The organism is Streptomyces hebeiensis (assembly GCF_052983195.1).
In genome coordinates, this window is the sequence record NZ_CM129812.1 from 3,823,989 (window position 1) to 3,836,026 (window position 12,038).

Genomic DNA, 12,038 nt, shown 5'->3' on the forward strand with positions numbered 1-12,038 from the left:
TCACACGGGCGAACCTCTTCCCATGACCGAACGGCCCGTGGTCAAGCGCACCGCACGCGCCATCCTGCTCGACGGCGACGAACTGATCCTCATCAAGCGCACGAAACCCGGAGTGGACCCGTACTGGCTCACGCCAGGCGGCGGGGTCGAGGGCGGGGACGCCACGGTCGTGGACGCGCTCCACCGCGAGGTCGACGAGGAGCTCGGCGCCAAGATCACCGATGTGGTCCCCTGCTTCGTCGACACCGTCGAGCACATCGCCGACGGCGGGGTGACCGGCGTGAAGGTACAGCACTTCTTCGTGTGCCGGCTGGCGTCCATGGACCCCGCGCTCCGGCACGGCCCCGAGGTCGAGGAGCCCTGCGGGGAGTACGAGATCGTCCGGGTGCCGTTCAGCCGCGTCGGAATCGCGGCGGTCCACCTCGTACCGCTGTCGCTGCGGCACTACCTGGACGGCAACATCGAGGGCGTTCGAGCACTGCACGCTCCCGACCTGGGCTGATCTTGGCTGCCCAGGCCAGGTAGGGGCCCGGATCGTCCCGGCCCGGCACGGGCTGACGGCGCGGCCCGGCCCGGGGCCGACAACCGTGGGCTGCCCGGGCGGACGGTCCCTATGTCGCCACGAGGGCGTCCAGGGAGTCGTGCCGGATCCGCTCCGAGGGGATCCCGATGCCGGTGAGTACGTCGAGACCGCTGCGGATCATCCCGGGCGGCCCGGAGAGGTAGGCGTCGTACTCCTCCCAGGGCCCGTAGTCGCGGACGACGTCCGGAAGCCTCTCCGTCAGCCCCTGGCCCGGCCGGCCGTCCCCGACCACGGGACGCACGGACAGCCAGCTGTGCTCGCTCTGGAGGCGCAGCATCGTCTCCATGTCGTACAGCTCCTGGTCGCTGCGCGCGCCGTAGAAGACCTCGACGCGGCGCCGGTGCCCGTGGTCGGCGACGTCCTCGACCAGCGCCTTGATCGGTGCGATCCCGGTGCCGCCGCCCAGACAGAGCAGGCCGTTGTCGGTGCTGTGGTCGACGACCATCGAGCCGGCCGGGGGGCCGAGGCGGAGTATGTCGCCCGGACTCGCGTGGTGCACCAGGGAGTTGGAGACCCAGCCGGCCGGGACGGCCTTCACGTGGAAGGTGAGCAGACCGTCCGGGCGGGGGGCCGAGGCGAAGGAGTAGTGCCGCCAGACGCGCGGCCACCACGGCGTCTCCACGCTCGTGTACTGCCCGGCGCGGAAGGGGTACGGCTGGTCGGGGCGGACGGTGACGACCGCGACGTCGGGGGTGCGCCGTTGGTGCGCCACCACTTCGGCGTTCCACCAGGCCGGGGCGTACTGCTCGTTCTCCGCCGCCGCGTCGATCATGATCTGCGAGATGGCCGTGTACGCCCTGACCCAGGCGCCCTCGGTCTCGTCGTCCCAGATGGTGGCGTACCGGGTCAGCGCGCCGATGAGGGCTTCGCCGACCGCGGGGTAATGCAGCGACTGGGTGCCGTACTTGCGGTGTCCACGGCCCAGCTGCCGGAGGTAGTCGGTGAGGATGACCGGGGAGTCCATGTGCTCGGCCGCGATGAACAGCGACTTGAGGAGCCGGTCGCGCTGGGTGTCCATGGCCACCGGGAAGAGACCGCGCAGCTCGGGGTGGTGGATGAAGAGCAGCGCGTAGAAGTAGGACGTCAGCTGGTCCGAGACCGGTTCGATCTCGGACAGGGTACGGCGGACGATGATCGCGTCGGGTGAGGCGTCGGTGTCCGCCGGTGGCGCGGCCGTGGGAGGGACGACCGCCGACGGCTGCGGCGCGGGTGCCTCGGGGGGCAGTGCGCCCGGCGTCGCCTGAGCCTCGGGCGGCAGCGCGGCGGAGACGGACGGCTGTTCACCGGCCCGGTCCGGCGCGGGATGTGGTGCGGGTTCAGCCTCGCCATCGGCATCGGCGTCAGGATCGGGCGCGGGAGTGGGCTCGGGCGCCGGCATGGGCGGGGAAGTGGGGAGCGACTCGGGCGGCATGGCCCCGGGCGGGCGGCCGGCCCCGGTCCCCGTGCCTGCGGAGAGCGACTCCGGTCGTACGGATCCGGGCTGGACGAGGGCTTCGGGCGGGAAGCCGGGGCTTTCGGCTCCGGGCAGTCCGCCGGACAGCCGCGCGGCGGCTTCCGTGACCTCTTCGGGGAACGGCTCGCCGACGTTGCCGGCCGGCGCTCCGGCGCCTTCCGGCACCGACGGGTGGTGCGCGGGCGCGTCATCGTCCCCGCCCGGCTTGTCGCGAGGCCGGAACGCGTCCGGTACGGCGTCCTCCGGTGCGGGCCGGCGAGCGCCGTCCGGGCGTGCGACGGGCTCCCCGTTCGCCTCGCCGGGAGGCGGGGTGGAACGCCTCGCGCCGGAGCCCACCGGGCGTATGGCGGCGAAGGAGCGGCTCGGCACTGATATTCGTCCGCGGTCCGTTCCGTCGGTCCCCTCCGGGCCGTCGCCGGCCGGGCCAGGACCTGTCCGGCCCTCGGCGGGCCGCTTCCTGCGCGGGGAGAACCAGCCACCGCCCCCCGAATCACCGGACGTACCGGCGGCCGCGGTGGGGGACGTGCCGGAGCTTCCTGAGGTGCCGGCGCTCCGGGAAGGGTCGCTGCCCCCGGAAGTGCCATTGTCGGCCGACGTGGTGGTCGGAGCGTCCATCGTGTGCCTCGCCTCGAACATCTTTCGGTCGTCTACGCACTTCCGCTGCCCGGAATACGCTAGCAATTCCCCGCTTCGGCCAGGTCTGCCGACGGCCACCGCCGAACCACGCCATACCCCCAATTCGGGCACGAGTGAAGGAGGGTGGCATCGCCCGCGGTTCCTGTCGCCGCATCTTGACAGGGCAGGAGGACGCGAGGTCGAAGAGCGCCAAATACGGATGAACACCACGGGGGCGAGCATGCGAACGCATTGCTTCCCGTGCCGATTCACCGGCCTTCGGGCCCTGTTTCCCGCGAGACCCGGGGGTCAGCGTATTACTGCCGGGGACCCACGAGTTCATAGACCTCGCGCAAATCGCTCCCCGAGTACGTGTGCGTGGACAGTCCCGCCAGATGGTGATCCGCGTTTACCGCCACTGACCTGGGCACCACCGCGAAAATCTCCGCATCCGACATGGAATCGCCGTAGGCGACACAGTCATCCAGCCCTACCCCGAACTCTGCACACAGCCGGTTCGCGATCTTCACCTTGGCCGCCGGACTGAGAATGCCCGTCCGGTCGATGGGCTCGGTGAACGGCAGAGCCGGCCAGCGCGACCCGTGTGCGGCATGGGCACCCCAGTCCAGGAGCCGCGACACAAAGAAGTCAGGAGAGAGCGAGATAACAGCGCAGTAGTCCCCTTGCTTCCGGATATCCGCCCAGACCTCACGGATGCCGAGGAGCCACGGGGCACCTTCGAAGGCGGCCTCGACCTGCTGGGCGGTGAGTTCGGCCCACAACTCGCGTGCGCGGACGGCGAACTCGTCGGGCGTCAGCCCGCGGTTCAGGAAGTCCCGCTCCAACGCGGCGATTTCGGCTCCCAGCCCCAACTGCCGGGAGATCTCGACCGCGGCGGCCGAACCACGGATGAGTGTTCCGTCGAGGTCGAAGAGGTGCAGTCTGCGCGTGCTCGCCATGAACAGCGAGGTTAGTACGTACGGTCCCCTTCCGTCCGCCGAGCGGCATTTCTCACACGGCGGCTCGACGGAACTTCTCACGTGGCCTGACGAAGTGCCGGTCCGGCTTATCAACTGGACGAAAGGCCGGCCGTTCGGACAGCCTGGCCGCCATGCCGACTCCTCTTCCCGCCCTGCCGATCCGCCCGCTGACCATGGCCGATCTCTCCGCCTGTGCCGATCTCGCCGAGAGCCGTGGATGGTCGCGCGAGGAACGTTCCTGGCGGCTGCTGCTGGCCGCCGGCGCCGGTTACGGCATCGACGACCCCGTCGGCGGACCACCGGCCGGCAAGGGATTGGCCGCGGTGTGCGTCCTCACGTCGTACGGACCCGTCGCTCGCGTCGGCGACGGGATGAGGGACGGCCCCGGTGGCCACCGTGCCGAGAATGGCCGGAAGAGGACGCAGCGGCCCTCCTCCGATCCGGTGGACAGCCAGGGCGTCGGTGGCGGGCCTGCCTTCGCCGGAAGGCCGGAGGCCGGTGGAAGGTCCTCAGTCGACCGAGGGCTCGCCGCCGTCGGTAAGTTGCTCGTCGCGGAACGGTACGAGCGCCAGGGTCTGGGCCGACGGCTCATGCGCCATGTCCTGGACGAGGCGGACGACAGGCCCCTCGTCCTCTACGCCACCTCGTACGGACTGCCGCTCTACCAGCGGCTCGGTTTCACCGACGTCGGTGGCGCGGCGCGACTGCGAGGCCATCTCCGCGCCCCCGACCGGCCTTCGCCGGTGACTACCCGTCCGGCGACCGCGCACGACGTGCGGGCTCTGGTACGCCTGGACGCAGAGGTCCTCGGGGTGGACCGCACCGCTCTGCTCACGCGGCTTCCCTCGTGCACGGACCGCATCCAAGTGGCCGAGGAGGGCTCCACGATCACCGGGTACGCGGCGGTCGGGTCAACTCCCCGCGCGGAGGTCGTCGGCCCGGTGATCGCCGAGGACACGGACACCGCCGAGGCGCTGATCACCGCCCTGGTCACCGGCCGGGAGCGGCCCGTACGCCTGGACATCGACACACGGCACTCGGAGTTGTTGCGGCGGCTCAGCGAACGCGGGCTGGCGACAGCCTCCATGACCACGGCGATGACCTATGGGACTCCGTCCCTGCCCGGTGACTGGGCCCGGCACTTCGCGCCGCTGAGCCTGGCCACGGGCTGATCGTCGTCGCTGGCCCCGCGCGGCGTCTCTCGCGGGGCCAGCGGCTCAGACGCTCCGGACGGTCCGCCCGTGCTCCCGCGTAAGGTGCCGGACATGAGCGATCTGGACATACGGCCCGCGGCGCCCGAGGACATCCCCGCCATAGTGGCGATGCTCGCGGACGACCCGCTGGGCGCTCAACGGGAGACGCCCGACGACCTCACCCCGTACACCGCCTCCTATCAGCGGCTGGCCCGGGACCCGAACCAGCATCTGATGGTGGCCGTGCGTGACGGTCGGGTGGTCGGGACGCTCCAGCTGACGGTCATCCCGGGGCTGTCCCGACGCGGTGCCACCCGCTCGGTCATCGAGGGGGTGCGGATCCATACGGACGAGCGCGGCAGCGGGCTCGGTACGCGCTTCATCGAGTGGGCCGTCGACGAGTCCCGGCGCCAGGGGTGCCAACTGGTCCAACTCACCTCCGACGCGAGCCGTGCCGACGCCCACCGCTTCTACGAGCGGCTTGGATTCACCGCCTCACATATCGGCTTCAAGCTCGCCCTGTGAGAGCACGTCAGATCAGGGACTGATGAGTTGGCTCCCCAAAGCCCGCCTCGTCCGTTGATGCGCCTTGTCCATCGGCGCGGCCATGACCGTTTCACGTGAAACATCCGCCGCCTCAGCCTTCGGGCGAGGTCATGCCGCGCCAGCCCCTCTCGTCCACCCCACCGGGCACATCGGCGCCCGGGTCGTACGCCTCGCGGGTGAAGACGAACGAGCCGAGGTCGAGATGGTCCACCGAGCCGTCCGGCCGCCGTACGACCCGCAGGGTCTCACCCGCGTGGTAGCCGTCGAGCCCGGTCCAGGTGCCGTCCGGCTGTCCGACAAAGCGCGAGCCGCGTCCACTGCTCCCTCGGTTCCTTCGGCTCCCTCGGCTGCCTTCCAGCGGAGTGAGTTCCAGTCCCTGGTCCGTCGACAGGGTCAGCACGAACGGGTGTGTGCCCCAGAACCACGGGCCAGTGACCTCCAGCAGCGGCTGGTCGGCCGTGGCAAGGGGACGCCAGGGCTCAGGGAACCTCGGCTCGGCCTCGGCCACGATGGAGACGAGCTCGGCCGCGACCGCCCCCACCGGCGGGCCCGAGGTCACGTTGGCGAGTGCCACCGCGGCCACACCGTCGTCGACACTCACCCAGAGGGATGCGACAAAGCCCGGCAACGATCCCGTATGCCCGGCCAGGCTCCGGCCGCCATGACGGGCCAGTTGGGTGCCGAGTCCGTATCCGCCGTCCCACTGCCCCGTCTCGGGCGGTACCGACGGCGTCCGCATCTCCGCCACCGACGCCGCGCTCAGCACCTTCTCGTCCCCGTCGGCAAGGAACCCGGCGAAGCGGCAGAGATCCGCGGCGGTGGACCAGAGCTGACCCGCCGGAGCCATCAGACCGAGATCCTCCGCGGGTTCCGGCAGCACCACATCGGCCCAGGGGTGGACGGCCCAGCCCTCGGCATGCGGAGCGACGGGCTGTGCGGTCGTACGGTCCATGGCGAGTGGCTCCAGCACCTCCCGGCGCAGCACTTCCTCCCACGGCGCGTCGCGCACCGACTCGACCAGCGAACCGAGGACGGCGAACCCGGGGTTGGAGTAATGGTGCCGCCGTCCCGCGGGGTGCCGTACGGGCCGGTCGCCGAGGACATCGCCCAGCGTGGGCCGCAGCGTGCCCGGCGTCCGCTCCCACCATGGCCCCGGCGACTCCGCGCTCAGCCCCGCGCTGTGGCTGAGCAACTGGGCGATGGTGACCTCCCCCACGCCCGTCCCCGGCAGGTACTTCTCCAGCGGATGGTCGAGGCCGATCAGTCCCTCGTCGCGCAGCCGTAGCACGAGAACGGCGGTGAAGACCTTGGTGATCGATCCGACGCGGTATTGCGTGTCGGCATCCGGCACCTGCCCGTCCGCACCGCTCCGCGCCCCGGACCACACCATCCGGCCGTCCCGGGCCACGGCGGCCACCAACGAGGGCGCCCGCCCCTCGGCCTGGGCCACGGCCACACGGTGCAGAAGAGCCCGGCGCGTACCGGGCAGAAGTTCGTCACAGGATGAGGTCATGCCCCACACCTACCGCCTCGGCGGCACCCCGTCGACTGGTGTTCCGCATACGGCCGGGCGGTCTTCCGCGTGCGGCCGGGCCCCGGCCCTGGGCAGTCACCTCCTGCCGCCCGGCGTGTCCGCCTCTTCGACGAGGGTCTGCGTACCGAGTACGGAAAGGAGCGCGATCCGTTCGGCGTCCTTCGTGCCGGGTTCGGCGGTGTAGACCATGATGCGCAGGTCACCGCCGACAACGTCGAGGATGTCGCAGTCCAGCGTCAGGGGACCCACCTGCGGATGATCGATCGTCTTGCGCGACGCCTCGTGGCGGCCCACGGCCCCGGAATCCCACAGCTCGGCGAACCGGTCACTGTTCGCGCGCAGCTCGTCGACCAGGCGGCGCAGCCGCTGGTCCGTCGGGTACCTGCTCGCGGCCGCACGCAGATCGGCGACCAGCGCTACCTCGAACGCACGCCGTTCCCGCGGGGTGTGGCGGACGCGGCCGCTGCCGCCGCCCGGACCGACAAGGTTGCGCCACACCGCGTTGCGCTCGTTCCCGTTCCACCCGGACGGATCGCCCATCAACGCCGCGTACAACGGGTTCGCCGTCAACAGCGTCCACGCCGCGTCGAAGACCGCGACGGGGGTCCCGGTCAGCCTGTCCAGCAGCCGCTGGACGCTGGGCGTGATGTACGCGGGTACCGTGCCCCGTCCCGGCGGCACGAGCCCTGCGACCTGGAACAAATGAGCACGCTCGGTCCCGGACAGCCGCAGCGCACGGCTCAGGGCCTCCACGACCTGTTCCGAGGGACTGGTCGCCCGGCCTTGTTCGAGGCGCGTCACATAGTCGACCGAGATCCCGGCCAGTAGGGCCAGCTCCTCACGGCGCAACCCGGCGGCGCGCCGGTGCCCGCCCGCCGGCAGCCCAGCCGCCTCCGGGGACACCCGGTCGCGCCAGCGCCGTATCGTGGGCCCGAATTCCGCGGTCGCCATGCCCCCACTGTGCACCGCCTCGCGCCGATGTGCCTGGTACCGGTGGTCCCAGGATGACCGGACGCCTGGCTGACCCCGCCACCGGGGCGGACCCTGGAAACATGCCTACGACACTGATCACTGGAGCGAACAGGGGACTCGGCTTCGAGACCGCACGCCGACTCGTCGCGGCAGGTCACACGGTCTACGTCGGCAGCCGGGACCGGGAGCGCGGACGGCGGGCCGCCGGACAACTGGGGGCGCGGCCGGTCGTCATCGACGTCACCGACGACGGGTCCGTCACGGCGGCGGCCGAGGCCATCGAGGCCGACGGCGGACTGGACGTGCTGGTCAACAACGCCGGCGTCGAAGGGCGCACGCGGGACGGAGGCGTCCTGGGCGCCGCCGACCTGACGGCGGAACTGCTGCGACCGACGTTCGAGACGAACGTCTTCGGCGTGGTGCGCGTCACCCACGCGTTCCTGCCACTCCTGCGACGGTCCGCCGCCCCCGTCGTGGTCAACGTCAGCAGCGGCCTGGCTTCGATGGCCGGAATGACCGCTCCGGGGACACCGGCGTACGCCTATCCGGGGGTCGCCTATCCCGCCTCGAAGGCGGCGGTCAACATGATCACCGTGCAGTACGCGAAGGCGTTCCCGGACATGCGGATCAACGCCGTGGAGCCCGGCTACACCGCGACCGCCTTGAACGCGTACACGGGCACGCAGACCGTCGAGGAGGGCGCCGAGATCATCGTCCGTATGGCACAGGTCGGCCCGGACGGCCCCACCGGGGGCTACTTCGACGTCAACGGCGCCCTCCCCTGGTGAGCGGGAGCAGGCAGCTGGAAGAGTCATCCCAGGCGGTCCACCGAGGCCATGAAGTCCAGCATCCGGCGATTGGTCTCCTCCGCGTGGTCGATCTGCGGACCGTGGCCCGTTTCGGAGATGATCTCGGCCCTGGCGGCGGGTATGAGGCGCGGAACGCGCTCCACCTGCCGACGCGGGTGCACCAGGAGGCTCCGCCTCCCCAGTACGAGGTAGAGCGGAGTGCGGATGGTGGCCAGTTCGTCGTCGGACAGGGGCAAGGGGGCCGGGCGGCGAATGCGATACGCGCGGACAGCGGCTCTGACCATGGTGCGCAGTTCCGGCACGATGAGGACCGGCTGCTCCAGCCAGGACGCCAGCCGAGGGCGCAGCGCCTTCGGCGCCCAGGTCGCGAAGAGGCTGACGAAGATCCAGACGAAGAAGCGCAGCCCCACCTTCTCGAGGCCGCCGGGGTCGAGCAGCGTGGCCGAGGCGACGCGGCCGGGCTCACGGTGAACGTGGTTGAGGACGAGCCATCCGCCGTAGGAGGAACCGACGAGGTGCACACGGTCGAGTCCGAGCCCGGCGAGCGTTTCGTCCAGCCACCGCGCGGCGCGTTCGGGCTGATGGATGGGCTCGCGCTGCGCGCTGCGGCCGGGATCGCCCGGGGTGTCGATCGCGTAGACGGGGCGCTCGGCGCTGAGATCCGGGGTGTTCGGGTACCACATGGCGGAGCAGGATCCCGCGCCGTGCACCAGGACGACGGGGGTACGCGATCGGGCGGCCGGGTCCGTGGGGCCGTAGCGGTAGACGTGCGTGGTGCCGAAGGAGGTCTCCACGTCCAACTCATCGAGCGCGGGTGCCCCCAGCCCGTAGACCGCGTCGCACGCGGCGAAGTAACGGTCACGCCAGGCATCGCTCACGTAGCGGCCGACGTCGGCTCGGGCGCGAGCGGCGGTCTCGGTCACGGTCACCTCCGGATTCCGGTTTCGTGATACGAACGTACCACAATGGTGGTACGGCTGTACCATGAAGGAGAGTCAGCAGGGGCCGTAGCAGTGGAGACGAGCGGAGAACCGGCCGATGCCCAAACGCGTGGACCACGCAGAACGGCGCACCGAGATCGCCGAGGCACTCGTCCGGGTCGCCGGACGACGCGGGCTGCACGCCGTGGGGATGCGGGACGTGGCGGCGGAGGCGGGTGTATCGCTGCGGTTGGTGCAGTACTACTTCGAGACGAAGGAGAAGTTGCTGCTCTTCGGCCTGGAGCGGTTGGCGGAGAGGTTCACGGAGCGGGTCTCCGCCCGTGTCCGGGCCGCCGGCGACGCCCCCGGCCCGCGCGCGATGGTCGAGGCGCTGCTCATGGCGGCCCTGCCGACCGACGAGGAGAGCCGCACGTTCCACCACCTCTACACCTCGTACGCCGTCATGGCCATGCACGACCAGGCGCTGGCGGCCCAGCCCTTCATCAAGAACCCCGAGGCCGCCGAAGACGCCGTGACCGCACTCCTCCGGCAGGCTCAGGAGGCGGCTCTCCTCGAACCCGGTGTCGACGCCCGGCTGGAGGCGATCAGCCTGCTCGCCATGTCCGCGGGACTCGGCACCAGCCTCCTCGTCGGTCAGCGCGACCAGGAGTCCGCCGTCGCGGTGCTCGACCATCATCTTGACCGGATCTTCCGCGCGCGTGACGGTAGCGCGGCGACACGTGCGGACGGAGAGCCGGGAACGGGCTGAGAAACGCGCCCGGAGGCGCCGACGCGGACCGTCAGGTGGTCAGGTCTGGGCCATGTCCACGAACCGCGAGTAGTGGCCCTGGAAGGCCACCGTGATCGTCGCCGTCGGGCCGTTACGGTGCTTGGCCACGATCAGGTCCGCCTCGCCCGCGCGGGGGGACTCCTTCTCGTACGCGTCCTCGCGGTGCAGCAGGATCACCATGTCCGCGTCCTGCTCGATGGAGCCCGACTCGCGCAGGTCGGAGACCATCGGCTTCTTGTCCGTACGCTGCTCCGGGCCACGGTTCAGCTGCGAGAGCGCGATGACCGGCAGCTCCAGTTCCTTGGCCAGGAGCTTGAGGTTCCGCGACATGTCCGAGACCTCCTGCTGGCGGCTCTCGGCGCGCTTCGAGCCGCCGGACTGCATCAGCTGGAGGTAGTCGATGACCACCAGCCTCAGCTCGTTGCGCTGTTTGAGGCGGCGGCACTTCGCCCGGATCTCCATCATCGACAGGTTCGGCGAGTCGTCGATGTAGAGCGGCGCCTGGGAAACGTCCGGCATACGGCGCGCCAGGCGCGTCCAGTCCTCGTCCGTCATCGTGCCGGAGCGCATGTGGTGCAGTGCCACCCGCGCCTCCGCCGACAACAGGCGCATCGCGATCTCGTTGCGGCCCATTTCGAGGGAGAAGATCACGCTGGGCAGGTTGTTCTTGATGGAGGCGGCGCGGGCGAAGTCCAGCGCGAGCGTGGACTTGCCCATGGCCGGACGGGCGGCGATGACGATCATCTGGCCCGGGTGCAGCCCGTTCGTGAGCGAGTCGAAGTCCGTGAAGCCGGTCGGAACGCCGGTCATCTCCCCGCTGCGGGAGCCGATCGCCTCGATCTCGTCGAGCGCACCCTCCATGATGTCGCCCAGCGGCAGATAGTCCTCGCTGGTGCGCTGCTCGGTGACGGCGTAGATCTCCGCCTGGGCGGAGTTGACGATCTCGTCGACGTCGCCGTCCGCCGCGTATCCCATTTGCGTGATCTTCGTACCGGCCTCGACGAGCCGTCGAAGGACCGCGCGCTCATGGACGATTTCCGCGTAGTACGAGGCATTCGCCGCGGTGGGCACCGACTGGACGAGCGTGTGCAGGTACGGGGCGCCCCCGACACGGGTGATCTCGCCGCGCTTGGTCAGCTCGGCCGCCACCGTGATCGGGTCGGCCGGCTCCCCCTTGGCGTAGAGATCGAGGATCGCCTGGAAGACGGTCTCGTGCGCCGGGCGGTAGAAGTCGTGGCCCTTGATGATCTCCACCACGTCGGCGATCGCGTCCTTGGACAGCAGCATGCCGCCGAGCACCGACTGTTCGGCATCGAGGTCTTGCGGAGGCACCCGTTCGAAACCATGGGAACCGCCGTCCCAGGGACCGTCGTCCCGACCGTCCCGGCCACGCTCGTGCTGCTCCTCGCGCCCGCGTCCACGCCCCCGTCCGCGTCCGTCCTGTCCTTCGCCACGGCGCTGCCGGGAGACAGGCAGACGGTCGCCGGGACCGGCGTCGGTCCACGGGTCGTCCAAGGGCTCGGGAACGCTCACCGGCCACCTCCTCACGTCCGCTCAACGGACCTCGCCGTGCCACTCTTTCTACGGCACGACACTGACAAAACGGGAGGTCTGGCTCCGGTTCCGGCGCGTCGGACGCCGGT

At 70.7% G+C, this 12,038-nt stretch carries 11 protein-coding genes; 5 read left to right on the forward strand and 6 right to left on the reverse strand.

The window, feature by feature from the left end; all coding sequences use genetic code 11:
- Window positions 1-22: 22 nt before the first annotated feature.
- A complete protein-coding gene (locus tag ACU6P3_RS16655) occupies window positions 23-502 on the forward strand; it encodes an NUDIX domain-containing protein (RefSeq protein WP_447193020.1) in 480 nt (159 codons plus the stop codon).
- Window positions 503-611: 109 nt separating this feature from the next.
- Here ACU6P3_RS16655 and ACU6P3_RS16660 read toward each other — a convergent pair whose 3' ends face one another.
- Together ACU6P3_RS16660 and ACU6P3_RS16665 are read right to left on the reverse strand one after the other, a co-directional pair.
- Window positions 612-2,405 carry a globin domain-containing protein gene (locus ACU6P3_RS16660; RefSeq protein WP_447193021.1) on the reverse strand — a complete coding sequence of 598 codons (1,794 nt, stop codon included), beginning with the start codon at window positions 2,403-2,405 and terminating at the stop codon, window positions 612-614.
- A gap of 563 nt (window positions 2,406-2,968) precedes the next feature.
- The gene (locus ACU6P3_RS16665; protein WP_030744405.1) at window positions 2,969-3,610 is read right to left on the reverse strand and encodes an HAD family hydrolase; all 642 of its coding nucleotides are present in this window, start codon (window positions 3,608-3,610) and stop codon (window positions 2,969-2,971) included.
- A 152-nt stretch (window positions 3,611-3,762) separates the two neighbouring features.
- Between ACU6P3_RS16665 and ACU6P3_RS16670 the strand changes: the two genes are divergently transcribed.
- Together ACU6P3_RS16670 and ACU6P3_RS16675 are read left to right on the forward strand one after the other, a co-directional pair.
- The gene (locus tag ACU6P3_RS16670; protein ID WP_447193022.1) at window positions 3,763-4,803 is read left to right on the forward strand and encodes a GNAT family N-acetyltransferase; all 1,041 of its coding nucleotides are present in this window, start codon (window positions 3,763-3,765) and stop codon (window positions 4,801-4,803) included.
- A gap of 93 nt (window positions 4,804-4,896) precedes the next feature.
- Window positions 4,897-5,349: a GNAT family N-acetyltransferase gene (locus tag ACU6P3_RS16675; protein WP_447193023.1), complete on the forward strand. Its 453-nt coding sequence runs from the start codon at window positions 4,897-4,899 to the stop codon at window positions 5,347-5,349.
- Between the two features lie 112 nt (window positions 5,350-5,461).
- Here the strand turns inward: ACU6P3_RS16675 and ACU6P3_RS16680 are convergent, their stop codons facing one another.
- On the reverse strand, window positions 5,462-6,883 hold the full coding sequence (locus tag ACU6P3_RS16680) for a serine hydrolase domain-containing protein (RefSeq protein WP_447193024.1): 1,422 nt from the start codon (window positions 6,881-6,883) through the stop codon (window positions 5,462-5,464).
- A gap of 96 nt (window positions 6,884-6,979) precedes the next feature.
- Entirely contained in the window at window positions 6,980-7,855 is an 876-nt protein-coding gene (locus ACU6P3_RS16685) for a helix-turn-helix transcriptional regulator (RefSeq protein ID WP_447193025.1), read from the reverse strand.
- 101 nt (window positions 7,856-7,956) lie between these two features.
- Between ACU6P3_RS16685 and ACU6P3_RS16690 the strand changes: the two genes are divergently transcribed.
- Window positions 7,957-8,664, forward strand: a complete 708-nt coding sequence (locus tag ACU6P3_RS16690; RefSeq protein ID WP_447193026.1) for an SDR family NAD(P)-dependent oxidoreductase — start codon at window positions 7,957-7,959, stop codon at window positions 8,662-8,664.
- Window positions 8,665-8,687: 23 nt separating this feature from the next.
- Here the strand turns inward: ACU6P3_RS16690 and ACU6P3_RS16695 are convergent, their stop codons facing one another.
- Window positions 8,688-9,608, reverse strand: coding sequence for an alpha/beta fold hydrolase (locus ACU6P3_RS16695; protein ID WP_447193027.1), 921 nt, complete (start codon window positions 9,606-9,608; stop codon window positions 8,688-8,690).
- A gap of 115 nt (window positions 9,609-9,723) precedes the next feature.
- Here ACU6P3_RS16695 and ACU6P3_RS16700 point away from each other — a divergent pair, with 115 nt between their 5' ends.
- On the forward strand, window positions 9,724-10,374 hold the full coding sequence (locus ACU6P3_RS16700; protein ID WP_447193028.1) for a TetR/AcrR family transcriptional regulator: 651 nt from the start codon (window positions 9,724-9,726) through the stop codon (window positions 10,372-10,374).
- A 39-nt stretch (window positions 10,375-10,413) separates the two neighbouring features.
- Here the strand turns inward: ACU6P3_RS16700 and dnaB are convergent, their stop codons facing one another.
- Window positions 10,414-11,928 carry a replicative DNA helicase gene (dnaB, locus tag ACU6P3_RS16705; protein ID WP_447193029.1) on the reverse strand — a complete coding sequence of 505 codons (1,515 nt, stop codon included), beginning with the start codon at window positions 11,926-11,928 and terminating at the stop codon, window positions 10,414-10,416.
- Window positions 11,929-12,038 lie beyond the last annotated feature (110 nt).

Excerpts from the sequence above, each read along its gene's own strand:
- ACU6P3_RS16655 (WP_447193020.1), top strand. The coding sequence starts at position 23 with ATGACCGAACGGCCCGTGGTCAAGCGCACCGCACGCGCCATCCTGCTC.
- ACU6P3_RS16665 (WP_030744405.1), bottom strand. The coding sequence starts at position 3,610 with ATGGCGAGCACGCGCAGACTGCACCTCTTCGACCTCGACGGAACACTC.
- ACU6P3_RS16670 (WP_447193022.1), top strand. The coding sequence starts at position 3,763 with ATGCCGACTCCTCTTCCCGCCCTGCCGATCCGCCCGCTGACCATGGCC.
- ACU6P3_RS16675 (WP_447193023.1), top strand. The coding sequence starts at position 4,897 with ATGAGCGATCTGGACATACGGCCCGCGGCGCCCGAGGACATCCCCGCC.
- ACU6P3_RS16680 (WP_447193024.1), bottom strand. The coding sequence starts at position 6,883 with ATGACCTCATCCTGTGACGAACTTCTGCCCGGTACGCGCCGGGCTCTT.
- ACU6P3_RS16685 (WP_447193025.1), bottom strand. The coding sequence starts at position 7,855 with ATGGCGACCGCGGAATTCGGGCCCACGATACGGCGCTGGCGCGACCGG.
- ACU6P3_RS16690 (WP_447193026.1), top strand. The coding sequence starts at position 7,957 with ATGCCTACGACACTGATCACTGGAGCGAACAGGGGACTCGGCTTCGAG.
- ACU6P3_RS16700 (WP_447193028.1), top strand. The coding sequence starts at position 9,724 with ATGCCCAAACGCGTGGACCACGCAGAACGGCGCACCGAGATCGCCGAG.